Below are 25,281 nucleotides of genomic sequence, written 5' to 3' on the forward strand. Positions count from 1 at the left end.
ATGGACGCCGCCTATTCAGACGCTCGGCCGAGATTTACCCTGGCCGCGGATCAGGGCGCGCAGGGAAAAACGGTTCGGATGACAGGCCTCGGCAACGCTGCGTGGCAGCGGCAGCGGTTCATTCTCCAGCCAGGCGGCCAGCAACTCGCCGGAGAGCGGCGCGGTGATCAGACCACGGGAGCCATGGCCACTGTTGATATACAGGCCTTCGAGCCAGGGGCAGGGCACCTGCGGTATCTGCCGGGCATCCCGTGCCAGCACGCCATAGGCCTCGGAGAATGACCGCGGGTCGGCCAGCGGACCGACTATCGGCAGATAATCGGCACTGGTGCAGCGAAAGGCGGCGCGCCCTTGCAACTGCTCCGGGGCCTGCCCGGCGGCGTTCAGGCGTGTCGCCAGATCGGGCGAGATGTCCTGCAACAAGGCCAGGTTGCCGATGTGCTCGGCGGTGGTCGGAGCCAGGTCGTCACTCTTGAAGTCGAAGCTGGCACCCAGGGTATGCTCGCCGAGGCGTGCCGGTGCGACATAACCTTCGGCGCAGACCACGGTGTTCAGTGCGGCGCTGTCGGCGGTCTGTACCAGGCGGGTGATCTGCCCGCGAATGCGTTTGAGCGGCAATGCCGCCGCGGCCGCGAAACGCTTCACCTCGGCAGCGCCGGCGAGGACCGCCACCGGCGCGCTGCCCAGCAGGGTATCGGCATCCCAGGCCTGCCATTGGCCGTCGACCCGACGCAGTTCGACGGCATCGCTGTGGGGCTGTACGGCAATATTCGGGTGGCCGGCCTGCCAGGCACACAGGGCCGGCGGGTGGACCCAGCCGCCCTCCGGGAAGAACAGTCCACCGTGCTCCAGGGTCACGCCGGCCCGGGCCTCGGCCTGAGTCCGATCCAGCACCTGCAGCAACCCGGGGCTGAAGGCGGCGGCCAATTGCGTCTGGCGCTCGGCTTCCTTCTCGTCGAAGGCCAGTTGCAGAACGCCGCAACCGTCCCAATCGACACCTCTGTGCAACTGTTCGAGCAAGCGCCGGGTATGGCCGAAACCGCTGAGAATCAGTTGCGACAGCGCGGTGCCATGGGCCGACAGCTTGAGGTACAGCACGCCCTGGGGGTTGCCCGAGGCTTCCCGGGCCAGGGCCTCGTGGCGTTCCAACAGGCAGACCTGCCAGCCACGGGCGGCCAGGCTCGCGGCGCTGGCGCAACCGGCCAGGCCGCCGCCGATCACCAGGACGCGGCGTTCGCTGACCTGGGGTTCCGGGCGGGCAAACCAGGGTTTGGCCGATAATGGCGCCGGCACATCCGCCGGCCAGGCGACGAACTCACCCCGCAGGATCTCCCACTTGTGGCCGATGCCCGGCGTGCGTTTCATCTTGAAACCGGCCGCGTTCAGCGAGCGGCGGACCCAACCGGTACTGGTAAAGGTGCTGATGGTCGAGCCGGGGGCCGCCAGTCGCGCCAGTTCCGCGAACAGCTCGGGGGTCCACATCTCGGGGTTTTTCGCCGGGGCGAAACCGTCGAGGAACCAGGCGTCGACCTGGGCGTCCAGTTGTGGCAGTTGCTCCAGCACATCGCCGATCAGCAGGGTAAGGGTGACCCGACCGTTATCCAGCAGCATGCGCTGGAAGCCGGGGTGAATCGCCACGTATTGCTTGAGCAGCGGCGCGCAGAATTCTGCCAGTTCGGGCCAGAGGGCCAGGGCCCGTTGCAGGTCGGCGTGGCTCAATGGGTACTTCTCGACGCTGACGAAATGCAGCCGCGCACCCGGCGCCGCGCATTGTTCGAAGAGTTGCCAGGCACAGAGAAAATTCAGCCCGGTGCCGAAGCCGGTCTCACCGATCACCAGCCGTTCGTTCGGCTGCAGGGCTTCGAAGCGTTCCTTCAGGCGATTCTGTTCGATAAAGACATAACGGGTTTCTTCCAGGCCCGAGGCATCGGAAAAATACACATCGTCGAACACCCGGGAGTGGGGCAATCCCTGGTCGTCCCAGTCGATCTGGGCGTGTGGCGCTACGCGGCTCATGGTGCAACTCGTGAACAGACAGTCGGCCATTCTAGCCGATTGGCCGACACCGCATTGATCCAGGGCAAATGCCGGGGACTTACCGACCCACAGCACGGTCTGATCCGCTAACCTTGCTCAATTCTGGAAGGAGCCCTCCATGTTCGAATCCGCTGAAATCGGTCACGCCATCGACAAAGAAACCTTCGACGCCGAAGTGCCCGCCTTGCGCGAAGCCCTGCTCGAAGTCCAGTTCGAATTGCAGCAGCAGAAGCGTTTCCCGGTGATTGTCCTGATCAACGGTATTGAAGGCGCCGGCAAGGGCGAAACCGTCAAGTTGCTCAACGAATGGATGGACCCGCGGTTGATCGAGGTGCGCACCTTCGACCAGCAGACCGATGAAGAACTGGCCCATCCGCCGGCCTGGCGCTACTGGCGGATGCTGCCGGCCAAGGGGCGGATGGGGGTGTTCTTCGGCAACTGGTACAGCCAGATGCTGCAAGGGCGGGTGCACGGCCTGTTCAAGGATGCGGTACTCGACCAGGCCATTGCCGGGGCCGAGCGCCTGGAGAAGATGCTCTGCGACGAAGGTGCGCTGATCTTCAAGTTCTGGTTCCACCTGTCCAAGAAGCAGATGAAGGCCCGGCTCAAGGCCTTGCAGGATGATCCGCTGCACAGCTGGCGCATCAGCCCGCTGGACTGGCAGCAGTCGCAAACCTACGACACTTTCGTGCATTTCGGCGAACGGGTGCTGCGCCGGACCAGTCGCGACTATGCGCCCTGGCATGTGATCGAAGGCGTCGATCCGCACTACCGCAGCCTGACGGTAGGGAAAATCCTCCTCGAAGGTCTGCAGGCGGCGCTGAAGTCCTCCCGGGTCGAGCCGCGGCCGAACAATGCCGCCCCGCTGCCGGCGAGCGTCGACCAGATGAGCCTGCTCGACAGCCTGGACATGACTCTGAGCCTGGAGAAGGCCGACTACGAAGAGCAACTGGTCACCGAGCAGGCGCGGCTGTCGGGCCTGATGCGCGATAAACGCATGCGCAAGCACGCGCTGGTCGCGGTGTTCGAAGGCAATGATGCGGCGGGCAAGGGCGGCGCTATCCGTCGCCTGGCCGCGGCCCTCGACCCCCGCCAGTACAGCATCGTACCGATTGCCGCGCCCAGCGAGGACGAGCGGGCCCAGCCCTATCTGTGGCGCTTCTGGCGACAGATTCCGGCACGGGGCAAGTTCACCGTGTTCGATCGTTCCTGGTATGGCCGGGTGCTGGTGGAGCGGGTCGAGGGATTCTGCAGCACCAGCGACTGGCTGCGTGCCTACGGCGAGATCAACGATTTCGAGGAGCAACTGAGCGATGCCGGGGTGATCGTGGTGAAGTTCTGGCTGGCCATTGACAAGCAGACCCAACTGGAGCGTTTCCAGCAGCGTGAAGAGATTCCGTTCAAGCGCTTCAAGATCACCGAGGACGATTGGCGCAATCGCGAGAAGTGGGACCTCTACCGAGCGGCGGTAGGCGACATGGTCGACCGCACCAGTACAGAGATATCGCCCTGGACCCTGGTGGAGGCCAACGACAAGCGCTGGGCCCGGGTCAAGGTCCTGCGCACGGTCAACCAGGCGATCGAGGAGGCCTTCGCCACGCACGACAAACAGGACAGGAAGGGCAAGAAGTCGAAGTAAGACGATGACGACGCATACACCCAGTGAATGATCGTCGCAGTCCCGGATTGGGCGAGCTTATGCTCGTCTTCTCCTGGACCGACAATAACAATGAGGTGTTCCCATGCGTGAAGTGGTGATCGTCGATAGCGTGCGTACTGGCCTGGCCAAGTCGTTTCGCGGCAAGTTCAACCAGACCCGGCCCGATGATATGGCCGCCCATTGTGTCAACGCCCTGTTGCTGCGCAACGGCATCGATCCGGCGAGTGTCGAGGATTGCGTCGTCGGTGCCGGCTCCAACGAAGGTGCCCAGGGCTACAACATCGGGCGTAACGTCGCGGTGCTGTCACAGCTGGGCACCGGCACGGCGGGCATGACCCTCAACCGGTTCTGCTCTTCTGGCCTGCAGGCGATTGCCATTGCCGCCAACCAGATCGCTTCCGGTTGCAGCGATATCATCGTCGCCGGGGGGGTCGAGTCCATCAGCCTGACGATGAAAAGCGTCAATACCGAGAACCTGATCAACCCGCTGCTCAAGGAGCAGGTGCCGGGTATCTACTTTCCCATGGGGCAGACGGCGGAGGTCGTGGCCCGGCGTTATAACGTCAGTCGCGAGCAGCAGGACCTCTATGCGTTGCAAAGCCAGCAGCGCACCGCCGCCGCCCAGGACGCCGGCCTGTTCGACGATGAAATCGTGCCGATGACGGTGACCTACGCGGTCGAGGACAAGGCCAGCGGGCAGATCCAACGCCTGCAAGGCGTGGTCGATCGGGATGATTGCAACCGTCCGGACACCACCCTGGAAAGCCTGGCCGGGCTCAAGCCGGTGTTTGCCGAAGACGGTTCGGTGACGGCGGGGAACTCGTCGCAGTTGTCCGATGGCGCGTCGATGACCCTGGTCATGAGCCTGGAGAAGGCGCTGGAACTGGGGCTCAAGCCCAAGGCGTTTTTTCGCGGCTTCACCGTGGCCGGTTGCGAGCCGGACGAGATGGGTATCGGCCCGGTGTTCTCGGTGCCGAAGCTGCTCAAGGCCAAGGGATTGACGGTGGCGGATATCGACCTGTGGGAGCTCAACGAGGCCTTCGCTTCGCAATGCCTGTACAGCCGCGACCGGCTGGAGATCGACAATGCGAAGTACAACGTCAACGGTGGCTCGATTTCCATTGGCCATCCGTTTGGCATGACCGGTTCACGCCAGGTCGGGCATCTGGTCCGCGAGCTGCAACGGCGTAACCTGCGCTACGGCATCGTGACCATGTGCGTGGGGGGCGGGATGGGCGCGACGGGGTTGTTCGAAGCGTCCTAGAGACCGGCCTGGATATCCTTCGCCAGTTGCATCCGCTGTATATAGAGCCGGGTTCCCCGCTCGGCATCGTCGCGTGTGAAAAACGGCCCTTCGAGGGTGTTCTCACGGGTGCTGAAAAAGTACTGGCCATTGATTGCACTGACACGGTCACTGCGAAAGCGCGTGGCCTCGGTGTTGTCCTGGGCGCGTTTGACGAACATGGAGAAAAATTCCGTGAATAGGGATGATTGTCAGAAAACCAGCATAAAACTTATAGAGATACGTCACCTGATCATCCGATCAACGGCTTGGGTCAATTTGTTGGCGGCGCCCAGGCGTCGGTCGATGTCGTTTTTGTCTGCCGTAGCGGCTGTGGGGCAGGTCGTGGGCCGCATAGAATGGCGGCTTGAATTCCTCGGCCTACAGGACTGTCCATGCATATTTCATCCGGCCGTTGGGGCTATGGGATGTTTCTCGCCCTGCTGACCGCCGTGCTTTGGGGCATCCTGCCCATCAAGCTCAAACAGGTCTTGCTGGTGATGGACCCGGTGAGCGTGACTTGGTGTCGACTGATTGTCTCGGGTGGTTTTCTGTTCTTCTACCTCGCGGCCACGCGCCGCCTGCCGAGCTGGCGCGCGCTGGGCCCAAGGGGTGGCTGGCTGGTACTGCTGGCGGTGTTCGGTCTGACCGGCAACTACGTGCTGTACCTGATGGGCCTGAACCTGCTCAGTCCCGGCACCGCGCAACTGGTGGTGCAGATGGGGCCGATCTTCCTGCTGATCGCCAGCCTGTTCGTGTTCAAGGAACGCTTCAGCCTGGGGCAGGGCATCGGGCTGCTGGTACTGCTGGTCGGCTTCGGGTTGTTCTTCAACCAGCGCTTGAGCGAGTTGCTGACCTCCCTGGGCAACTACACCGCCGGCGTGCTGATGGTGTTGCTGGCTTCCACGGTCTGGACCTTTTATGCCCTGAGCCAGAAGCAGTTGCTGACGGTGTGGAATTCGTTGCAGGTGATGATGGTGATCTACCTGTTCTGCGCCTTGTTACTGACCCCTTGGGCGCATCCTGCCGAAGTCTTGCGGTTGAGTCCGCTGCAGGGCTGGTTGCTGCTGGGCTGCTGCCTGAATACCTTGGTGGCCTATGGCGCATTCGCCGAGGCGCTGGCGCATTGGGAGGCATCACGGGTCAGTGCGACCCTGGCGATCACACCGCTGGTGACCTTCGGTTCGGTGGCGCTGGCGGCCTGGATCTGGCCGGAGTACGTGCATGCCGAAGAGATCAACGGCCTGGGGTATGGCGGGGCGGTACTGGTGGTGCTCGGTTCGGCGCTGGTGGCCCTGGGCCCTTCGCTGATTGCCGGGCTCAAGGCCAGGCGCATGCGAATGGCGTAGGCATGATGAGCGGGCTTGATGATCGTTCCCACGCTCCGCGTGGGAACGCCTCCCTGGACGCTCTGCATCTGCTGCGGTAGGTGCTGTGCAAATCAGCCGTTCTTGCCCGATTCCAGCATGTTCTCCGGGCGGACCCAGGCGTCGAACTCTTCATCGGTGAGGTAGCCCAGTTCCAGCGCCGCTTCGCGCAGGGTGAGGTTCTCGCCGTAGGCTTTCTTGGCGATTTCCGCCGCCTTGTCGTAGCCGATATGCGGGTTCAGGGCGGTCACCAGCATCAGTCCACGTTCCAGGTGTGCGGCCATCTGCACCGGGTCCGGTTCCAGCCCGGCGATGCAATGGGCCTGGAAGTTGCTGCAGCCGTCCGCCAGCAGGTGGATCGATTGCAGCAGGTTGTGAATGATCACCGGTTTGTACACGTTCAACTGCAGGTGGCCCTGGCTCGCGGCAAAGCCGATGGTCACATCGTTGCCCATGACCTGGCAGGCCAGCATCGACAGCGCTTCGCACTGGGTCGGGTTGACCTTGCCGGGCATGATCGAGCTGCCCGGTTCATTGGCCGGCAACTTGACCTCGGCGAACCCGGCACGGGGCCCGGAGCCCAGCAGGCGCAGGTCGTTGGCGATCTTCATCAGGGCCACGGCCAGGGTCTTGAGGGCACCGGACAGGCTGGTCAGCGGTTCATGGCCGGCCAGGGCGGCGAATTTGTTCGGCGCGCTGACAAACGGCAGGCCCGCCAGGGCCGCCAGTTCGGCGGCGATCGCTTCGGAAAAGCCGTGGGGCGCATTGAGCCCGGTACCCACCGCCGTCCCGCCCTGGGCCAGCTCGCACACCGCCGGCAATGTCGCGCGGATGGCCCGCTCGGCATAGTCGAGTTGCGCTATGTAGGCCGAGACTTCCTGGCCGAAGGTGATCGGCGTGGCATCCATCATGTGGGTGCGCCCGGTCTTGACCAGTTTCATATGGCGCGCGGCCAGTTCCGCCAGGCCGCCGGACAGCTCGGCAATCGCCGGCAGCAACTGCCGCTGTACCGCCTGGACCGCGGCGATATGCATGGCGGTGGGGAAACAGTCATTGGAGCTTTGCGAACGGTTGACGTGATCGTTCGGGTGTACCGGCGACTTGCCGCCACGGCCCTTGCCGGCCAGTTCGTTGGCCCGCCCGGCGATGACTTCGTTGGCATTCATGTTGCTCTGGGTGCCGCTGCCGGTCTGCCAGACCGCGAGGGGGAACTGACTGTCATGCTCACCGGCCAGCACTTCGTCGGCGGCCTGTTCGATCAGCCGGGCGACATCGGCAGGCAAATCGCCATTGCGGTCGTTGACCCGCGCCGCGGCCTTCTTGATCAGGGCCAGGGCATGCATCACCGCCAGCGGCATCTTTTCGTTGCCAATGGCGAAGTTGATCAGCGAACGCTGGGTCTGGGCGCCCCAGTAGGCCTCTTCCGGGACACTCACCTGGCCAAGGCTGTCGGTTTCGATACGGCTCATCGGGCACACTCCTCAAGGTCTGATAGCGCAGTTTAGGCCCTGATCGGCCTGGTAGGTTCCTTGCCCTGGTTTTTACCACCATCGGTTCGACTCGACAGTGTCACAAACGGTGTCGGGGTTGAGTGACACACTTTGTTAGGCGCAGAATGGTCGCCCTTGGGGTTTTACCTCGCCTGTTAGTTAAAGGAAACTCGATGACCCGTCTTCGTGCCATCTGTACCGCGGTTGCTCTGGTATGCGCCAGCGGCCAGGTTTTCGCCGATACCGCCAGCCACAACGCCAGTGCCGAAGCTTTCCTGACGCTGGCCCACGCCGACAAGCTCGGAACCCCGGTCTACTCGCAAGTGCAGCAGATGTTCGCCCAGCGCTTCGCCCAGACCCAGGCGCCGGACTCGAAAAAGCCGCTGCTCGATACCTACCAGGCCAAGGCCAACGCCGCCCTGGACCAGGCCATCGGCTGGGACAAGCTCAAGCCTGACATGGTCAAGCTCTACACCAGCAACTTCAGCGAATCCGAGCTCAAGGACCTGGTCGCGTTCTACCAGTCGCCACTGGGCAAGAAAGTCCTGGAAAAAATGCCGCAACTGACCCAGCAATCGGCCCAGATGACCCAGGCCAAGCTGGAAAGCGCGGTACCGGTGGTCAACAAGCTGCTGGAAGACATGACCAACGAGCTGGCGCCGGCCAAGCCTGCGGCACCGGCGAAGAAGAAGTAAGCGGAGCCCGCGATGACCATGCAACAACGTATCGAAACCGCCTTGGGCGCCTTGCACCCCGAGCACCTGCAGGTACTGGATGAAAGCCACATGCACAGCCGCGGGTTGCAGACCCATTTCAAGGCGGTGCTGGTCAGCGAGCAGTTTGCCGGGTTGAACAGTGTCAAGCGCCACCAGAAGGTCTACGCCACCCTGGGTGACCTGATGGGGCAGTTCCATGCGTTGGCCTTGCATACCTACACCCCTGAAGAGTGGGTGAAAATCGGTGCGGCACCGGCTTCGCCGACCTGCGCCGGCGGACACTAGCCCGTAGGAGCAGCCGGTCGACGCTCGATTGCTCGCGATGAGGCCATCCGGCCAGCCGAAGCGCTGACGGAACAACGCTGGTTACAGTCCCATCGCAGTCTGCTTTTTGCTAGAATCCGCAACGCGCCGCTCAGTCGGCGCGTTTTTTTTGCGTCCGGTTCGCCCTTTGCGAGGGCAGCCACCTGGAGAGAAATACCCATGACTCAACCTATCGTCGTGGCGGCACTGTACAAGTTCGTCACCCTCGAAGATTACGTCGCCCTGCGCGAGCCCCTGTTGCAGGCGATGGTCGACAACGGCATCAAGGGCACCCTGCTGATCGCCGAGGAAGGCATCAACGGCACCGTGTCCGGTAGCCGCGAGGGCATCGACGGGCTGATGGCCTGGCTGAAGAACGATCCGCGCATGGTGGATATCGACCACAAGGAGTCCTACTGCGACGACCAGCCGTTCTATCGAACCAAGGTCAAGTTGAAGAAGGAAATCGTGACCCTGGGTGTCGAAGGCGTGGACCCGAACAAACAGGTCGGCACCTATGTCGATCCACAGGACTGGAATGCCCTCATCGCGGACCCTGAGGTGCTGCTGATCGATACCCGCAACGACTACGAGGTCTCGATCGGTACCTTCGAAGGCGCCATCGACCCGAAAACCACCAGTTTTCGCGAGTTTCCCGACTACATCAAGGCCAACTTCGACCCGTCCCGGCACAAGAAAGTCGCTATGTTCTGCACCGGCGGCATTCGTTGCGAGAAGGCCTCGAGCTATATGCTCGGCCAGGGTTTCGACGAGGTCTACCACCTCAAGGGCGGGATCCTGAAGTACCTCGAAGAGGTGCCCCAGGAAGAAAGCCAATGGCGCGGCGACTGCTTTGTGTTCGACAACCGCGTGACCGTTCGCCACGACCTGAGCGAAGGCGACTACGACCAGTGCCACGCCTGTCGGACACCGGTCAGCATCGAAGACCGTGCGTCGGAACACTATGTGGCCGGCATCAGTTGCCCGCATTGCTGGGACACACTGAGCGAGAAGACTCGCCGCAGTGCCACTGATCGGCAGAAGCAGATCGAACTGGCCAAGGCGCGCAACCAACCGCACCCGATCGGCTACAACTATCGCCAACCTTCCGAGGCCTGAACCATGTCCGCGCGCCTGCTCTATGTGATGGATCCGATGTGCTCCTGGTGCTGGGGCTTTGCCCCGGTGGCCGAGGCCCTGGTCAAGCAGGCGCAGGCAGCGGGCGTCGAACTGCACCTGGTGATGGGCGGCTTGCGCACCGGCAGTGGCACGGCCCTGGAGCCGACCACCCGGCGCTACATCCTCGAGCACTGGCAGGCGGTCACCGAGGCCACCGGCCAGCCCTTCACGTTTGAAGGCGCCTTGCCCGAGGGCTTTGTCTATGACACCGAACCGGCATGCCGTGCGGTGATCACCGCACGCAGCCTGGCGGCGGACTGTGCCTGGCGTCTGGTGGGGCTGATCCAGCGGGCTTTCTACGTTGAAGGACGGGACGTCACCCAGGCCGGTGTGCTGGTGGAACTGGCCGAAGCGGCCGGCGTGCCGCGCATCGAGTTTGCCGAAGCCTTCGACAAGGCCGAACAGCATGCGGCCACGGCGGCCGACTTTACCTGGGTCCAGGACCTGGGCATCGCCGGTTTCCCGACCCTGCTGGCCGAGCGTAATGGCCAACTGGCGCTGCTGACCAATGGCTACCAGCCCCTTGCCGAGTTGTCACCGCTGCTCGGCCGTTGGCTGGAGCGTGCGGCCTGTGCCTGATCCCGAATCCTCGCTACCACCCACTGATCGCCTGAGCTGGGCGGAGATCCGCCGCCTGGCCCTGCAGCACAGAAAGGCCCTGTGGATTGCCAATGGCGTCGCGGTCATGGCGACCTTGTGCAGTGTGCCGATCCCGCTGTTGCTGCCGCTGCTGGTGGATGAGGTGCTGCTCAAGCACGGCGACGCGGCGTTGCAGGTGATGAACCACGTGTTGCCCGGTGGCTGGCAAAGCGCGGTCGGTTATATCGGCCTGATGTTGCTGATCACCCTGTGCCTGCGTTGCGGCGCGCTGCTCTTCAACGTCCTCCAGGCCCGGCTGTTCGCCGGGCTGGCCAAGGATATCGTCTATCGCATCCGCACCCGCCTGATCGAACGTCTGAAGCGGATTTCCCTGGGCGAATATGAAAGCCTCGGCAGTGGCACGGTGACCACACACCTGGTCACCGACCTGGATACCCTCGACAAGTTTGTCGGGGAAACCCTGAGCCGTTTCCTGGTGGCGATGCTGACGCTGGTCGGCACCTCCGGCATCCTGGTGTGGATGCACTGGAAGCTGGCGTTGCTGATCCTGTTGTTCAACCCGCTGGTGATCTACTTCACGGTGCAGTTGGGCAAACGCGTCAAACACCTGAAGAAACTGGAAAACGACAGCACCTCGCGGTTTACCCAGGCACTGACGGAAACCCTCGACGCCATCCAGGAAGTGCGTGCCGGCAATCGCCAGGGCTTTTTCCTCGGGCGCCTCGGGCAGCGGGCCCGGGAAGTGCGCGACTATGCCGTGGCCTCCCAATGGAAAAGCGATGCGTCGAGCCGGGCCAGCGGCCTGCTGTTCCAGTTCGGCATCGATATCTTTCGCGCGGCGGCCATGCTCACGGTGTTGTTCTCGGACCTGTCGATCGGCCAGATGCTCGCCGTGTTCAGCTACCTGTGGTTCATGATCGGTCCGGTGGAGCAACTGCTCAACCTGCAATACGCCTACTATGCGGCAGGCGGCGCGCTGACGCGGATCAATGAATTGCTGGCACGTGCCGACGAGCCGCAATATCCGGGTGGTGTCGACCCATTTGTCGGGCGCGAAACAGTCGGGATCGAGGTGCGCGGGCTGAGCTTTGCCTATGGCGAGGAGCCGGTTCTCGATCAGTTGGACCTGTCCATCGCCCCCGGTGAAAAGGTCGCGATCGTCGGTGCCAGCGGGGGCGGCAAGAGCACCCTGGTGCAATTGCTGCTTGGCCTCTACACACCGCAGTCCGGCACCATCCGTTTTGGTGGTTCGTCCCAGGCCGAGATCGGCCTGGAGACGGTGCGCGAGCATGTCGCCGTGGTGCTGCAGCATCCGGCGCTGTTCAACGATACGGTGCGCGCCAATCTCACCATGGGCCGCGACCGCAGTGACGAAGCCTGCTGGCGGGCCCTGGAAATCGCCCAGCTCGACAGCACCATCAGCGTTCTGCCCCAGGGGTTGGACAGCATTGTCGGGCGTTCCGGTGTGCGCCTGTCCGGCGGCCAGCGGCAGCGCCTGGCGATTGCCCGGATGGTGCTGGCCGAACCCAAGGTGGTCATTCTCGACGAAGCGACCTCGGCACTGGACGCCGCCACCGAATACAACCTGCATCAGGCCTTGAGCCGGTTTCTCAGCGGTCGCACGACCTTGATCATTGCTCATCGCCTGTCGGCGGTAAAACAGGCCGATCGGGTGCTGGTGTTCGATGGCGGCCGGATTGCCGAAGATGGCGACCATCAACAGCTGATTGCCGAAGGTGGCCTGTACGCCAAGCTTTACGGGCACCTGCAGAAAATTTGACGCTCTTGAATTTTTCTCGAAATTCTGTGCTTAGTGGTTGAATTGACTGGAAGAAATATTTTTCCCTTGCTGTCGGTGGGTGCTTGGCCAGAATCGGTTGTTTCGAGTCGATCAACGATCCGTTCGAGGTTGCTGAAATTAGCCTAGGCTGTGCTATCAGGGGTGAAATTCTCTCGGCTGTCCATCTGGCTGTGCTGATGCAAGGGAACTCATGAAGCGCAAGCAAACTCTCGGAACGCCACGGCTGCTGGGCATTGTCTGGCCCTTTATCGCCGTCGTGCTGTTCCAGGCATTGCTGGGTTGTCTCAGCCTCTATGTGCTTTCAGCCGTGCGTGGCTACGTGGCTGGCGAGAGTCTCTGGTCAAAGGGCCAGAAGGACGCGATCTACTATCTCAACCTGTATGCCGACAGTCGCGACGAGGCGATTTTCCTCAAGTATCAGCAGGCGATTGCCGTGCCCCAGGGCGGGCATGAGCTGCGTATTGCCCTGGACGCCGCGACGCCTGACCTGGAGGCGGCGCGCCGAGGTATCCTGCAGGGCGGCAATCACCCGGCCGACGTCTCCAGCCTTATCTGGCTGTACCTCAATTTTCGCCATTTCAGCTACCTCGAGCAGGCCATCGAAAAGTGGACGGTGGGTGATGGCTACCTGGTACAACTGGATGAAGTCGCCCAGCAGATGCACCGGGCGATTTCCACCAATGTGGCAACGGCCATCGACATCCAGCACTGGAAAAGCCGGATCTTCGCCATCAATGATGGGGTGACACCGGCTGCCAAGGCGTTCAGCGATGCCCTGGGCGAAGGCTCGCGAGTCATCCTGCGCCTGCTGCTGATCACCAACCTCGCCACGGCACTGGGGCTGATCGTCCTGGCCTTGCTGCGCACGCACAAGCTGCTGGCCCAACGCCATGCCTTTGCCGACGCCTTGCAGCTGGAAAAGGAGCGGGCGCAGATCACCCTGGAGTCCATCGGCGACGGGGTGATCACCACCGATGTCGAGGGGGCGATTGCCTATATGAACCCCGCGGCGGAGCACCTGACCCACTGGAAGGCCGGACAGGCCTACGGGTTGCCCCTGGCGGCGCTGTTCAACCTGTTGGACGAAAATGCCCAGGAGGAAGGTTTTACGCTGATCGAACATATCCTTGGCGGACAACTGGGCGGCGGCAGCGAGCACTCCAAGCTGATCCAGCGACTGGACGGCAGTACCGTGTCGGTAACCCTGGTCGGTGCGCCGATCCGCAATGCCGGCAAGGTCAGTGGCGCGGTGCTGGTGCTGCACGATATGACCCAGGAGCGGCAATACATCGCCAACCTGTCCTGGCAGGCCACCCATGATGCCCTGACCGGCCTGGCCAACCGCCGCGAGTTCGAATACCGACTGGAACAGGCGCTGCATAACCTGGGTCGTCAGCCCGCTCGTCACGCGCTGATGTTCCTCGACCTGGATCAGTTCAAGCTGGTCAATGACACCTGCGGGCATGCCGCCGGTGACGAGTTGCTCCGGCATATCTGCGCGCTGTTGCAATCCGGCCTGCGCGAAGGCGATACCCTGGCGCGGCTGGGCGGGGATGAGTTCGGGATTTTGCTGGAGAATTGCCCTTCAGACGTTTCTGAAAAAATCGCGGAAGGATTACGCCAGACTGTGCAGAACCTGCACTTTGTCTGGAAAGGGCGGCCTTTTGTCACCACGGTCAGTATCGGCCTGGTGCATATCCACCAGACGCCCGCGACCCTCGAATCCTCACTGCGCGCGGCGGATATGGCGTGCTACATGGCCAAGGAAAAAGGCCGCAACCGGGTTCAGGTGTATCACGCCGACGATTCGGAGTTGTCCCTGCGTTTTGGCGAAATGGCCTGGGTCCAGCGCCTGCATATGGCTCTGGAGGAGGACCGTTTTTGCCTGTACTCGCAGGAAATTTCCGCGCTGGGTCAGACCGATCATGCAGAGGGTCATGTAGAAATCCTGCTGAGACTGCATGATGAAGCGGGGCGGATGATCCTGCCCGACAGCTTTATCCCGGCGGCCGAGCGCTACGGATTGATGAACCAGCTGGACCGCTGGGTGGTGCAGAACGTGTTCAAGGTGGTTGCCCAGTGCATTGCCCTGAAGCGCGAAGAGCCGATGGCGATGTGTGCGATCAATCTGTCAGGCACTACCATCGGCGACGAGAACTTCCTCGGCTTCCTCCACGAGCAATTTGCCCTGCACGGGATTCCGCCGCAGTTGATCTGTTTTGAAATCACTGAAACCAGCGCTATTTCCAACCTTGGGAGCGCCATTCGTTTTATCAATGAACTCAAAGGTTTAGGTTGTCACTTCTCTCTGGATGACTTTTGTGCGGGCATGTCTTCATTCGCATATCTTAAACATTTGCCTGTAGACTTCCTGAAGATCGATGGAAGTTTCGTAAAGGATATGCTGGACGACCCGATTAACCGCGCCATGGTCGAAGTGATCAACCACATCGGCCATGTCATGGGTAAGCGAACCATTGCAGAGTTTGTTGAAACGCCGCAGATCGAGCAGGCATTGCTGGAGATCGGTGTGGATTATGCTCAGGGCTATGTGATCGAACGCCCGCAGTTGTTCACGTGCGACAGTCTGCTGTGTCGACCCGCGCGACCTCGACCCTTGCTGTTCAGGGCGCCTGGCACGTTCCGCTGAAACCTTCGCCGGTCTGCACAATCACCACTCAAAAGGAGCTCGACAGTGATCGACACATTCAGCAGAACCGGCCCGCTTATGGAAGCCTCCAGTTACCCCGCATGGGCACAACAGCTCATTCGGGACTGTAGCGAGAGCAAGCGCCGGGTTGTCGAACACGAACTTTACCAGCGGATGCGCGACAACAAGCTGAGCGCGAAAACCATGCGTCAATATCTGATTGGCGGCTGGCCGGTGGTAGAACAGTTTGCGTTGTACATGGCCCAGAACCTCACCAAGACCCGCTTTGCCCGCCATCCTGGCGAGGACATGGCGCGTCGCTGGCTGATGCGCAATATTCGCGTGGAGTTGAACCATGCCGATTACTGGGTGCACTGGAGCCGCGCCCATGGCGTCACCCTCGAAGACCTGCAGGCGCAACAGGTTGCTCCTGAGCTGCATGCCCTGAGCCATTGGTGCTGGCATACCAGCTCGGCGGATTCGTTGGTGGTGGCGATTGCCGCGACCAACTATGCCATCGAAGGGGCCACCGGCGAATGGTCGGCGCTGGTCTGCTCCAACGGCGTCTACGCGGCGGCGTTCCCTGAAGAGGAGCGCAAGCGGGCAATGAAGTGGCTGAAGATGCACGCCCAGTATGATGATGCCCATCCGTGGGAGGCGCTGGAGATCATCTGTACCCTGGCTGGCATGAACCCGGGCAAGGCTCTGCAGGTCGAGCTACGCCAGGCCGTCTGCAAGAGCTACGACTACATGTACCTGTTCCTGGAGCGGTGCATGCAACTGGAAAAGACTCCGGTCGCCCGTGAGCGCCAGGCAGAACTCGCTGAAAGCTGAGTTGACAGGTGGCGGGGGTTACCCCGCCATTGCCAGTCGGTTGCGACCTTCGCGCTTGGCCACATACAGGGCGCTGTCCGCGCGCCGCAGCAGGCTTTCCGTTGATTCCCCCGCCAGCAAGGTGGCACAGCCCAGGCTCACCGTCAGGCTGATGGTCTGCTCGTTGGCCGCGTAATCCTGACCCTGCGCTGCCTGGCGCAGGCGTTCACCCACCAGGGCCGCAGCTTCGCGGCTGGTGTTGGACAGGACGATCAGGAATTCTTCCCCGCCATAACGAAACACCATGTCGATATTACGCAACTGGCTCTTGATCGAGACGGCGACGGCCTTGAGTACCTGGTCGCCGGCACTGTGGCCGTAGCTGTCGTTGATGCGCTTGAAGTGATCGATATCGAGCATCAACAGCGAGAGCGGCTGGCTGTGGCGACGTGCCAGTTCAGTCTCTCGCTGCAGGGTCTGTTCCATGGCGATGCGATTGCCGGTCTCGGTCAGTGGGTCGCGCAGCGCACTCTGGGTGGCGGAGCGATACAGCAAGGCGTTACGTACCGGATAGAGCAGGCAGGAAAGCAGTGACTCCAGGTTGCCCAGTTCCTGTTCGGTGAAGCGCTGGTTGCGCCGGAACAGCAGTTCCCCCAGGTGCTCGCCCTCATGGCTGAGGCTGTAGCTGACCGAGTGATGACCGCGTTGACCGAATTCGAGGCGCAGGTCGCTGCTTTGATGCACGTAGATCAGCGAGTGCAGGGGGACCAGGCGCTGAATTTCGCGGAAAAACAGGCCGAGAATGCGTTCCGGTTCCAGGCTGGTCTGCAACTGCAGGCCGAGTTGCTGGCGCAGTTGGGTCAGCGTGGTGGGGCGTTGGAAAAGACTGGGGGCCTGACCGAAACCCAGGCGCTGCAACTTGGCACTGTCGAAGTCGATGGTGTTGGTCTGGATCGGTGTCTTCATGGTGGTCAGCCCCTGGGTACAGCATGCGGTCTTACAGGCTGGTGAGAGCGGCTTGGGGGCTGCGCGTCGTACTGATCCATCAGTCCCGTAGGACAATTGGCATCAGTCTAATCGTTTCGCCCGGGCTTGGTAGCCCAAGCCGATGGAACGCCCCGTGGCTTTCACACAACCTGTCTGAGGGAAGTTAGAGCGAAAGTCGTGCCAACCGGTTCAAATCAATAAAACTCTTTGAAATTCATTAGCTTGGTTTTTTGACGAAGGCAAAAACCGGGGAGGGGCGGCAATTGTTTGACTTGCCGTACTGGCTTTTTGAGATGCCCGGATTGCCGTGCCGGTATTCCGGCACGGGGGGGCAAGGCGGGGTGTATTACTGGGCGTTGAAGGCCTGGCCGTTGATGCCGGTACTGTCGGGGCCCATCAGGTACAGGTAGACCGGCATGATCTCTTCAGGCGTCGGATTGTTCTGCGGGTTCTCCCCGGGATAGGCCTGGGCGCGCATGCTGGTGCGGGTGGCGCCGGGGTTGATGCTGTTGGCGCGCACGGGTGCGACGTTATCGAGCTCGTCAGCCAGGGTCTGCATCAGGCCTTCGGTGGCGAACTTGGATACCCCGTAGGCACCCCAGTAGGCGCGGCCTTTGCGGCCGACGCTGCTGGAGGTGAAGATCACCGAGGCGTCCCGGGACAGCTTGAGCAGGGGCAGCAGGGTACTGGTCAGCATGAACATGGCGTTGACGTTGACCTGCATGACCCGCATGAAGTTTTCGCCCGAGAGTTGTTCGATCGGTGTGCGCGGGCCGATGATCGAAGCGTTGTGGAGCAGGCCGTCGAGGTGGCCGAACTCGGTTTCGATCATCGCCGCCAGTTCGTCGTACTGGTGCGGCAGGGCGGTTTCCAGGTTGAACGGAATCACCGCCGGTTGTGGATGACCGGCGGCTTCGATTTCGTCATAGACCAGGGTCAGGTTGGCTTCGGTCTTGCCCAGCAGCAGTACGGTGGCGCCGTGGGCGGCGTAGGTCTTGGCGGCGGCGGCGCCAATGCCGCGACCGGCACCGGTGACCAGGATCACCCGATCCTTGAGCAATTCGGGGCGGGCGGAGTAATCAAACATGGCTAAACCTCAACAAATCTAATACAGGTGTGCGGTTCACATGGAATTGTATGCACTGGCTTGTGTAGGGGCTGGCTTGCCAGCGATCAGGCCCTCGAGCCTTGCACCGCATGACCGGTCGCCATCGCCGGCAAGCCGGCTCCTACAGGGGCGCGGTGTTTGCAATATCCTGGTTCAGCAACTGCACAGCGCGTTATCCAGCACCTTGCGCAACTCCAGCGGATGATCCACCACGACATCGGCCCCCCAGTGATCGGGGTTATCGTCCGGGTGGATATAACCGTAGCGCACGGCAGCGGTCCGGGTCCCGGCATCGCGACCCGATTCGATATCGCGCAGGTCGTCGCCGACGAACAGGACGCTGGCCGGGTCCAGGTCGAGCATCTTGCACGCCAGAATCAGCGGCTCCGGATCAGGCTTGCTGTTCTTTACGTGGTCCGGGCAGATCAGCAGGGCGGAGCGCTCCGCCAGGCCGAGCTGCTGCATGATCGGCTCGGCGAAGCGCAACGGTTTGTTGGTGACCACGCCCCAGAAGAGATTGGCTTTCTCGATATCCGCCAGCAATTCACCCATGCCGTCGAACAGCTTGCTGTGGACGGCGCAGGCCTTCAGGTAACGTTCGAGGAACTCCTGACGAAGATCCTCGAAGCCCGGCGACTCGGGGTCCAGCATGAAGGTCACCGCGACCATCGCGCGGGCACCGCCGGAAATCTCGTCGCGAATCAGCCGGTCGGCAATCGCTGGCAGCCCGCGATCAGCCAGCATGGCCTGGCAGATGGCGATAAAGTCCGGCGCGGTATCGAGCAGGGTACCGTCCATGTCGAAGAGAACCGCTCTCAAGCGCATCGGTCATTCCTCGCGCAGGGTCTGGATCATGTAGTTCACCGCCACGTCGGAGGCCAGCTTGTAGTGCTTGGTCAGCGGATTGTAGGTCAGGCCGATGATGTCCTTGACCGCCAGGCCGGCGTCGCGACTCCAGGCACCCAGTTCGGAAGGGCGGATGAATTTCTTGAAGTCGTGGGTGCCGCGTGGCAGCAGGCCCATGATGTATTCGGCACCGACGATGGCAAACAGATAGGCCTTCGGGTTGCGGTTGATGGTGGAGAAGAACACCTGGCCGCCGGGCTTGACCATGCGGAAGCAGGCACGGATCACTGACGACGGGTCGGGCACGTGCTCAAGCATTTCCAGGCAGGTGACCACGTCGAACTGTTCGGGCATTTCCTCGGCCAGGGCCTCGGCGGTGATCTGCCGGTACTCGACGCTGACACCCGATTCCAGCTGGTGCAACTGGGCCACGGCCAGGGGCGCTTCGCCCATGTCGATGCCCATGACCGTGGCGCCGCGCTGGGCCATGGCTTCGCTGAGGATGCCGCCGCCGCAACCGACATCGAGGACTTTCTTGCCGGCGAGCTTGACCCGCTCGTCGATCCAGTTGACCCGCAGCGGGTTGATGTCGTGCAGCGGCTTGAACTCGCTTTCACGGTCCCACCAGCGATGGGCGAGGGCTTCGAATTTGGCGATTTCGGCGTGGTCGACGTTGCTCATGGGACTATCCTCTGAAAACTTGAAAACAGGGTGATCCAGGGTCGCTCGGACCCGGGATGATCAAATCAGTGCGCATGACCGTTAATGCGCTGGCCCCAGGCCCGGGCCGTGGCGCTCAGTCGTTGTTCGTCCAGGCGGGTCAGGCGCCGGTCGTCGAGCAGTTGCTTGCCGCCAACCCACAGGTGTTGCACGCAATCGCGGCCGCTGGCGTAGATCAGGGTGGACACCGGATCATAGACCGGTTGCTGGGCCAGGCCCGAAAGGTCGAAAGCGACCATGTCCGCGGCCTTGCCCACTTCCAGGGTGCCGATCTCACTCTCCAGGCCGAGGGCGCGCGCACCGTTGAGGGTGGCCATGCGCAGGGCGCGATGGGCATCCAGGGCGCTGGCGGAGCCGGCAACGGCCTTGGCCAGCAGGGCAGCGGTGCGGGTTTCTCCCAGCAGGTCGAGGTCATTGTTGCTCGCCGCGCCATCGGTGCCTACTGCCACATTGACGCCGGCCTGCCACAAGCGTTCCACCGGGCAGAAACCACTGGCCAGTTTCAGGTTCGATTCCGGGCAGTGGATCACGCTGGTGTTGCTTTCTACCAGCAAGGCCAGGTCGTCATCGCTGATCTGGGTCATGTGCACGGCCTGGAAGCGTGGTCCCAGCAGGCCGAGGCGAGCCAGGCGGGCCAGTGGCCGTTCGCCGTTCTGTTCGACCGCCTGCCGGACCTCGAAAGCGGTCTCATGCACATGCATATGGATCGCGGCGTCGAGTTCTTCGGCGATGACACGGATTTTTTCCAGGTTTTCGTCACCAACGGTATAGGGGGCGTGGGGGCCGAAGGCTATCTTGATGCGTGGGTGATGCTTGAGGTCGCCGAACAGTTCGATGGCCTGGCGCAGGGATTCGTCGCTGCTGGTCGCGCCGGGGATCGGGAAATCGAGGATCGGCACGGCGATCTGGGCGCGAATACCGCTGTCGTGTACGCACTCGCTGGCAACTTTCGGGAAAAAGTACATGTCCGAGAAGCAACTGATGCCGCCCTTGAGCTGCTCGGCAATGGCCAGGTCGGTACCGTCGCGGACGAACGCTTCGTCGACCCACTTGCCTTCGGCGGGCCAGATATGTTGTTCCAGCCAGGTCATCAGCGGCAAGTCGTCGGCCAGGCCGCGGAACAGGGTCATGGCGGCATGCCCGTGGGCATTCACCAGTCCCGGGGCGAGCAGTGTTCCCGGCAGCTCCCGGATTTCGCCGGCCTTGAGTTTCAAGGCCTCGGCCCGTGGTCCGATAAACACGATGCGCCCATCGCGGATGCCCAGGCCGTGTTCCTTGAGGACCACGCCGGCGGGTTCGACAGGCACCAGCCAGGAGGGCAGCAACAGCAAGTCGAGCGGGGCGGCGATGTTCGGCATCGAGGACGGCTTCCAGGCTTTATGCAAAAGGACGGCGAAGTATACCCGAGCGTCTTGGCGGGGGGCTCGCTATAATCGGCGGCTTTTGTTTCCCAGTGCGGAGTGAATCATGCGCGATCGGTTGTTGGCAGCGGAAAAGGTCAAGGCCATCGATTGGCGCCAGGGGGCCTTGTATCTGCTCGACCAGCGCACCCTGCCGTTCGAGGAAAGCTGGCTGGCCTGTAGCAGCGCGGTGGGGGTGGCCGAGGCGATTCGCTCCATGGTCGTGCGCGGTGCGCCGGTCATCGGTATTGCTGCCGCCTACGGCCTGGTGCTGGCGGCGCGCGCGCGGTTTGCCGAAGGTCTTGGCTGGGTCGCTGCGCTGGAAGAGGATTTTGCCCTGCTGGCCGCTTCGCGACCGACCGCGGCCAACCTTTCCTGGGCGCTCGGGCGCATGCGCGAACGCCTGGAGCGCGCCCGCGACAGCGCCGATCCGCTGGCGGCGCTGGAGGCCGAGGCCATTGCCATCCATGAAAGCGACCGTGAAGCCAACCTGACCATGGCGCAGTTGGGTGTCGACCTGATTCGCAAGCACCAGGGCAATGCCCAGGCGATCCTCACCCACGGCAATACCGGGGCTTTGGCGACCGGCGGTTTCGGCACCGCGCTGGGCGTGATTCGCGGTGCGTTCCTCGAAGGCATGGTCGAGCGCGTCTACGTCGACGAAACCCGGCCCTGGCTGCAGGGTTCGCGGCTGACCGCCTGGGAACTGGCCAACGAGGGCATCCAGGTGACCGTGAACGCGGACTCCGCCGCCGCCCACATTTTGAAGACCAAGGGAGTGACCTGGGTCGTCGTCGGCGCCGACCGGATTACCGCCAACGGTGACGTGGCGAGCAAGATCGGTACCTACCAGTTGGCCGTCTGCGCCATGCACCACGGCGTTCGGTTCATGGTGGTGGCGGCGAGTTCGACCATCGACATGAATCTGGCCAGCGGCGACGATATCGTGCTGGAGGAGCGTGAAGGCGACGAACTGCTGAGCGTCGGCGGGCAGCGGCTCGGTGTGGCGGTCGAAGCGTTCAATCCGGTATTCGATGTGACGCCGGCGGACCTGATCGATGTCATCGTGACCGAAAAGGGTATCGTCGAGCGACCGGATGCCGCAAAGATGACTCAATTGATGTGCCGCAAACGCCTGCACTGAGCCGGTTTTTTCCAGGCCGGCTGATTTTTTCGGGGTCTGAATGCAGGCATTTTGCTTTTAAGCCCCTCTCGATGCGCTCTCGAAGGGTTTCGTTGGTCGCCTGTCTACTTCCTTATGTATCCGGGGATAGGTGCGTGGCGGCGATTGTGATAACATCCGGCGGTTTCCAGGGCTGTCCGAACGGTCTGCCCTTACTGCGCAGATCCATGGCATAACTCGTTGATTTGTCGTAAGTCGCTGCCAGGCATCAGGTCGGCAGCGGCAAGCTTCGTTCGTCCCATATGGATGTGACGAAGTTTCACCAGAAAAAGGAATCAGGCTTCTCATGGGCGAACTGGCCAAAGAAATCCTCCCGGTCAATATCGAAGACGAGCTGAAACAGTCCTACCTCGACTACGCGATGAGCGTGATTGTCGGGCGGGCGCTGCCCGATGCACGCGATGGCTTGAAGCCCGTGCACCGGCGTGTCCTGTTTGCGATGAGCGAGCTGGGTAACGACTGGAACAAGCCGTACAAGAAATCTGCCCGTGTGGTCGGTGACGTGATCGGTAAGTATCACCCTCACGGTGATACCGCGGTGTACGACACCATTGTTCGGATGGCGCAGCCGTTCTCCCTGCGTTATCTCCTGGTCGACGGCCAGGGCAACTTCGGTTCGGTCGACGGTGACAATGCCGCGGCCATGCGATACACCGAAGTGCGCATGACCAAGCTGGCGCACGAGTTGCTGGCCGACCTGCACAAGGAAACCGTGGACTGGGTGCCGAACTATGACGGCACCGAACAGATCCCGGCGGTCATGCCGACCCGTATCCCCAACCTGCTGGTCAACGGTTCCAGCGGTATCGCCGTGGGCATGGCGACCAACATCCCGCCACACAACCTCGGCGAAGTGATCGACGGTTGCCTGGCGCTGATCGACAACCCCGAACTGACCGTCGACGAACTGATGCAGTTCATCCCGGGGCCGGACTTCCCGACCGCCGCGATCATCAACGGCCGTGCCGGGATCATCGAGGCCTATCGTACCGGTCGCGGGCGCATCTACATGCGTGCCCGCTCGACTGTCGAGGATATCGACAAGGTCGGTGGCCGCCAGCAGATCGTCATCACCGAACTGCCGTACCAGTTGAACAAGGCTCGCCTGATCGAGAAGATCGCCGAGCTGGTCAAGGAGAAGAAGCTCGAAGGCATCACCGAGCTGCGCGACGAGTCCGACAAGGACGGTATGCGCGTAGTGATCGAGCTGCGTCGTGGCGAAGTGCCAGAGGTGATTCTCAACAACCTCTACGCCCAGACCCAGTTGCAGAGCGTGTTCGGCATCAACATCGTCGCATTGATCGACGGTCGCCCGCGGATCCTGAACCTCAAGGATCTGCTGGAAGCCTTTGTCCGTCACCGTCGCGAAGTCGTGACCCGGCGTACCGTGTTCGAACTGCGCAAGGCCCGCGAACGAGGTCATATCCTCGAAGGCCAGGCCGTTGCCCTGTCGAACATCGACCCGGTCATCGCCCTGATCAAGGCGTCGCCGACGCCGTCGGAAGCCAAGGAAGCGCTGATCAGTACGCCTTGGGAGTCCAGTGCGGTGATGACCATGGTCGAGCGTGCCGGGGCAGACTCCTGCCGCCCGGAAAACCTCGATCCGCAATACGGTATGCGTGACGGCAAGTACTTCCTGTCGCCGGAACAGGCGCAAGCCATCCTGGAACTGCGCCTGCACCGTCTGACCGGCCTGGAGCACGAGAAGCTGCTGGCCGAATACCAGGAAATCCTCAACCAGATCGGCGAACTGATCCGCATCCTCAACAGCGCCACGCGCCTGATGGAAGTGATCCGCGAGGAGCTGGAAGTCATTCGCGCCGAGTACGGCGATGCGCGTCGCACCGAAATCCTCGATGCGCGCCTCGACCTGACCCTGGGCGACATGATTCCGGAAGAAGAGCGCGTGGTGACCATTTCCCACAGCGGCTACGCCAAGACCCAGCCGCTGTCGTCCTACCAGGCCCAGCGTCGCGGTGGTAAAGGCAAGTCGGCGACCGGCGTCAAGGATGAAGACTACATCGCGCACCTGCTGGTTGCCAACAGCCATGCCACGCTCCTGCTGTTCTCCAGCAAGGGCAAGGTGTACTGGCTCAAGACCTACGAGATTCCCGAGGCGTCCCGTGCCGCTCGCGGCCGACCGCTGGTCAACCTGCTACCGCTGGACGAAGGTGAGTACATCACCACCATGTTGCAGATCGACCTGGAAGCCCTGCAGCAGAGCGCCGGTGCCGATGACGACCTGGACGATGCCGACGATGCGGTGATCGAAGGTGAAGTGATCGAAGCCGATGACGCGGTTGACGCGGCCGAAGAGGTCGATGGCGACACGGCGGAACTGGTGGCCGAGCCGACCGGTGCCTATATCTTCATGGCCACGGCTTTCGGTACGGTCAAGAAGACCCCGCTGGCACAATTCAGCCGTCCACGCTCCAGCGGCCTGATCGCCCTGAAGCTGAAGGAAGGCGACACCCTGATTGCTGCCGCGATCACCGACGGTGCCAAGGAAGTCATGCTGTTCTCCAACGCCGGCAAGGTGATTCGTTTCGCCGAGAGCGTGGTACGCGAGATGGGCCGTGGCGCCCGTGGTATCCGCGGCATGCGCATCGGCAAGGGCCAGCAGTTGATCTCCATGCTGATCCCGGAATCGGGTGCGCAGATCCTTACCGCTTCCGAGCGCGGTTTCGGCAAGCGCACCCCGCTGAGCAAGTTCCCGCGTCGCGGACGTGGCGGTCAGGGCGTGATCGCCATGGTCACCAAGGATCGCAACGGCCAGTTGATTGGCGCGATCCAGGTGCAGGAAGGCGAGGAAATCATGCTGATTTCCGATCAGGGCACCCTGGTGCGTACCCGTGTCGACGAAGTTTCCAGCCTGGGTCGTAACACCCAGGGCGTGACCCTGATCAAGCTGGCCAGCGACGAGACACTGGTGGGCCTGGAGCGTGTACAGGAGCCGTCGGAAGTCGAAGGCGAGGAGCTGGAAAGTGAAGAAAGCGTCGAGTTCGATGGCGAAGTGATGATCGACGGCGTGGCCGACGACTCGTCGCTGGACGCGGCGACCGATGAAGTTGAACCGCAGGATTAATCAAGCGCCTGCGCCTGACGTTGTAGCTACTGTAGGGCAACCGATCGAAGTGTG

General features: G+C 62.2%; 20 protein-coding genes. 12 read left to right on the forward strand and 8 right to left on the reverse strand.

Features of this window, described 5'->3' with window-relative positions:
• Positions 1-15 precede the first annotated feature (15 nt).
• The gene (gene mnmC / locus HX851_RS10570) at positions 16-2,016 is read right to left on the reverse strand and encodes a bifunctional tRNA (5-methylaminomethyl-2-thiouridine)(34)-methyltransferase MnmC2/FAD-dependent 5-carboxymethylaminomethyl-2-thiouridine(34) oxidoreductase MnmC1 (RefSeq protein WP_177065326.1); all 2,001 of its coding nucleotides are present in this window, start codon (positions 2,014-2,016) and stop codon (positions 16-18) included.
• 139 nt (positions 2,017-2,155) lie between these two features.
• On the opposite strand from mnmC, the gene pap reads away from it, so the two are divergent.
• Entirely contained in the window at positions 2,156-3,676 is a 1,521-nt protein-coding gene (gene pap, locus HX851_RS10575; RefSeq protein WP_177065328.1) for a polyphosphate:AMP phosphotransferase, read from the forward strand.
• 103 nt (positions 3,677-3,779) lie between these two features.
• Entirely contained in the window at positions 3,780-4,961 is a 1,182-nt protein-coding gene (locus HX851_RS10580; protein ID WP_177065329.1) for a thiolase family protein, read from the forward strand.
• Here the strand turns inward: HX851_RS10580 and HX851_RS10585 are convergent.
• Entirely contained in the window at positions 4,958-5,161 is a 204-nt protein-coding gene (locus HX851_RS10585) for a DUF6316 family protein (RefSeq protein ID WP_177056598.1), read from the reverse strand. The two genes, HX851_RS10580 and HX851_RS10585, sit on opposite strands and share 4 nt — an antisense overlap.
• Positions 5,162-5,374: 213 nt before the next feature.
• On the opposite strand from HX851_RS10585, the gene HX851_RS10590 reads away from it, so the two are divergent.
• Positions 5,375-6,328 (forward strand): DMT family transporter, encoded by a 954-nt coding sequence (locus HX851_RS10590; protein ID WP_177056597.1) that lies wholly within the window; start codon positions 5,375-5,377, stop codon positions 6,326-6,328.
• Positions 6,329-6,420: 92 nt separating this feature from the next.
• Here HX851_RS10590 and HX851_RS10595 read toward each other — a convergent pair whose 3' ends face one another.
• A complete protein-coding gene (locus tag HX851_RS10595) occupies positions 6,421-7,815 on the reverse strand; it encodes a class II fumarate hydratase (RefSeq protein WP_177056596.1) in 1,395 nt (464 codons plus the stop codon).
• A 194-nt stretch (positions 7,816-8,009) separates the two neighbouring features.
• Between HX851_RS10595 and HX851_RS10600 the strand changes: the two genes are divergently transcribed.
• The 7 genes from HX851_RS10600 (at position 8,010) to HX851_RS10630 (ending at position 15,919) form a co-directional block, all read left to right on the forward strand.
• Entirely contained in the window at positions 8,010-8,531 is a 522-nt protein-coding gene (locus HX851_RS10600; protein WP_177056595.1) for a DUF2059 domain-containing protein, read from the forward strand.
• Positions 8,532-8,543: 12 nt separating this feature from the next.
• Positions 8,544-8,837 carry a BolA family protein gene (locus HX851_RS10605; RefSeq protein ID WP_177056594.1) on the forward strand — a complete coding sequence of 98 codons (294 nt, stop codon included), beginning with the start codon at positions 8,544-8,546 and terminating at the stop codon, positions 8,835-8,837.
• Between the two features lie 198 nt (positions 8,838-9,035).
• Complete coding sequence (trhO, locus tag HX851_RS10610) at positions 9,036-9,974, forward strand: oxygen-dependent tRNA uridine(34) hydroxylase TrhO (RefSeq protein WP_177065330.1); 939 nt, start codon at positions 9,036-9,038, stop codon at positions 9,972-9,974.
• A 36-nt stretch (positions 9,975-10,010) separates the two neighbouring features.
• Positions 10,011-10,613 (forward strand): DsbA family protein, encoded by a 603-nt coding sequence (locus HX851_RS10615; RefSeq protein ID WP_177056649.1) that lies wholly within the window; start codon positions 10,011-10,013, stop codon positions 10,611-10,613.
• Positions 10,597-12,414 (forward strand): ABC transporter ATP-binding protein, encoded by a 1,818-nt coding sequence (locus HX851_RS10620; RefSeq protein ID WP_370590535.1) that lies wholly within the window; start codon positions 10,597-10,599, stop codon positions 12,412-12,414. The genes HX851_RS10615 and HX851_RS10620 overlap by 17 nt, the downstream gene beginning before the upstream one ends.
• Positions 12,415-12,625: 211 nt before the next feature.
• Entirely contained in the window at positions 12,626-15,085 is a 2,460-nt protein-coding gene (locus HX851_RS10625) for an EAL domain-containing protein (protein ID WP_177056592.1), read from the forward strand.
• 78 nt (positions 15,086-15,163) lie between these two features.
• Positions 15,164-15,919: an iron-containing redox enzyme family protein gene (locus HX851_RS10630; RefSeq protein WP_218170436.1), complete on the forward strand. Its 756-nt coding sequence runs from the start codon at positions 15,164-15,166 to the stop codon at positions 15,917-15,919.
• A gap of 18 nt (positions 15,920-15,937) precedes the next feature.
• On the opposite strand, the gene HX851_RS10635 is transcribed toward HX851_RS10630, so the two are convergent.
• The 5 genes from HX851_RS10635 to HX851_RS10655 all read right to left on the reverse strand — a co-directional run bounded on the left by HX851_RS10635 (position 15,938) and on the right by HX851_RS10655 (position 20,917).
• A complete protein-coding gene (locus tag HX851_RS10635) occupies positions 15,938-16,864 on the reverse strand; it encodes a GGDEF domain-containing protein (protein WP_177056590.1) in 927 nt (308 codons plus the stop codon).
• A gap of 367 nt (positions 16,865-17,231) precedes the next feature.
• On the reverse strand, positions 17,232-17,972 hold the full coding sequence (locus tag HX851_RS10640) for a YciK family oxidoreductase (RefSeq protein ID WP_177056589.1): 741 nt from the start codon (positions 17,970-17,972) through the stop codon (positions 17,232-17,234).
• Positions 17,973-18,146: 174 nt separating this feature from the next.
• Positions 18,147-18,818: an N-acetylmuramic acid 6-phosphate phosphatase MupP gene (gene mupP, locus HX851_RS10645; protein ID WP_177065332.1), complete on the reverse strand. Its 672-nt coding sequence runs from the start codon at positions 18,816-18,818 to the stop codon at positions 18,147-18,149.
• Positions 18,819-18,821: 3 nt separating this feature from the next.
• Positions 18,822-19,520 (reverse strand): bifunctional 2-polyprenyl-6-hydroxyphenol methylase/3-demethylubiquinol 3-O-methyltransferase UbiG, encoded by a 699-nt coding sequence (gene ubiG / locus HX851_RS10650; RefSeq protein ID WP_177056587.1) that lies wholly within the window; start codon positions 19,518-19,520, stop codon positions 18,822-18,824.
• 65 nt (positions 19,521-19,585) lie between these two features.
• Positions 19,586-20,917 carry a TRZ/ATZ family hydrolase gene (locus HX851_RS10655; protein ID WP_177065333.1) on the reverse strand — a complete coding sequence of 444 codons (1,332 nt, stop codon included), beginning with the start codon at positions 20,915-20,917 and terminating at the stop codon, positions 19,586-19,588.
• Positions 20,918-21,026: 109 nt separating this feature from the next.
• Here HX851_RS10655 and mtnA point away from each other — a divergent pair, with 109 nt between their 5' ends.
• A complete protein-coding gene (gene mtnA / locus HX851_RS10660; RefSeq protein ID WP_177065334.1) occupies positions 21,027-22,103 on the forward strand; it encodes an S-methyl-5-thioribose-1-phosphate isomerase in 1,077 nt (358 codons plus the stop codon).
• Between the two features lie 325 nt (positions 22,104-22,428).
• Positions 22,429-25,227 carry a DNA gyrase subunit A gene (gene gyrA / locus HX851_RS10665; protein ID WP_177065335.1) on the forward strand — a complete coding sequence of 933 codons (2,799 nt, stop codon included), beginning with the start codon at positions 22,429-22,431 and terminating at the stop codon, positions 25,225-25,227.
• The last annotated feature ends 54 nt before the right edge of the window (positions 25,228-25,281 follow it).

The organism is Pseudomonas gingeri (assembly GCF_013385635.1).
In the GTDB taxonomy this organism is placed as follows: domain Bacteria; phylum Pseudomonadota; class Gammaproteobacteria; order Pseudomonadales; family Pseudomonadaceae; genus Aquipseudomonas; species Aquipseudomonas gingeri_A.

What these genes read in the sequence shown, in the direction of transcription:
- mnmC (WP_177065326.1), bottom strand. Translation starts at nt 2,016, where the DNA reads ATGAGCCGCGTAGCGCCACACGCCCAGATCGACTGGGACGACCAGGGA.
- pap (WP_177065328.1), top strand. Translation starts at nt 2,156, where the DNA reads ATGTTCGAATCCGCTGAAATCGGTCACGCCATCGACAAAGAAACCTTC.
- HX851_RS10580 (WP_177065329.1), top strand. Translation starts at nt 3,780, where the DNA reads ATGCGTGAAGTGGTGATCGTCGATAGCGTGCGTACTGGCCTGGCCAAG.
- HX851_RS10585 (WP_177056598.1), bottom strand. Translation starts at nt 5,161, where the DNA reads ATGTTCGTCAAACGCGCCCAGGACAACACCGAGGCCACGCGCTTTCGC.
- HX851_RS10590 (WP_177056597.1), top strand. Translation starts at nt 5,375, where the DNA reads ATGCATATTTCATCCGGCCGTTGGGGCTATGGGATGTTTCTCGCCCTG.
- HX851_RS10595 (WP_177056596.1), bottom strand. Translation starts at nt 7,815, where the DNA reads ATGAGCCGTATCGAAACCGACAGCCTTGGCCAGGTGAGTGTCCCGGAA.
- HX851_RS10600 (WP_177056595.1), top strand. Translation starts at nt 8,010, where the DNA reads ATGACCCGTCTTCGTGCCATCTGTACCGCGGTTGCTCTGGTATGCGCC.
- HX851_RS10605 (WP_177056594.1), top strand. Translation starts at nt 8,544, where the DNA reads ATGACCATGCAACAACGTATCGAAACCGCCTTGGGCGCCTTGCACCCC.
- trhO (WP_177065330.1), top strand. Translation starts at nt 9,036, where the DNA reads ATGACTCAACCTATCGTCGTGGCGGCACTGTACAAGTTCGTCACCCTC.
- HX851_RS10615 (WP_177056649.1), top strand. Translation starts at nt 10,011, where the DNA reads ATGTGCTCCTGGTGCTGGGGCTTTGCCCCGGTGGCCGAGGCCCTGGTC.
- HX851_RS10625 (WP_177056592.1), top strand. Translation starts at nt 12,626, where the DNA reads ATGAAGCGCAAGCAAACTCTCGGAACGCCACGGCTGCTGGGCATTGTC.
- HX851_RS10630 (WP_218170436.1), top strand. Translation starts at nt 15,164, where the DNA reads ATGGAAGCCTCCAGTTACCCCGCATGGGCACAACAGCTCATTCGGGAC.
- HX851_RS10635 (WP_177056590.1), bottom strand. Translation starts at nt 16,864, where the DNA reads ATGAAGACACCGATCCAGACCAACACCATCGACTTCGACAGTGCCAAG.
- HX851_RS10640 (WP_177056589.1), bottom strand. Translation starts at nt 17,972, where the DNA reads ATGTTTGATTACTCCGCCCGCCCCGAATTGCTCAAGGATCGGGTGATC.
- mupP (WP_177065332.1), bottom strand. Translation starts at nt 18,818, where the DNA reads ATGCGCTTGAGAGCGGTTCTCTTCGACATGGACGGTACCCTGCTCGAT.
- ubiG (WP_177056587.1), bottom strand. Translation starts at nt 19,520, where the DNA reads ATGAGCAACGTCGACCACGCCGAAATCGCCAAATTCGAAGCCCTCGCC.
- HX851_RS10655 (WP_177065333.1), bottom strand. Translation starts at nt 20,917, where the DNA reads ATGCCGAACATCGCCGCCCCGCTCGACTTGCTGTTGCTGCCCTCCTGG.
- mtnA (WP_177065334.1), top strand. Translation starts at nt 21,027, where the DNA reads ATGCGCGATCGGTTGTTGGCAGCGGAAAAGGTCAAGGCCATCGATTGG.
- gyrA (WP_177065335.1), top strand. Translation starts at nt 22,429, where the DNA reads ATGGGCGAACTGGCCAAAGAAATCCTCCCGGTCAATATCGAAGACGAG.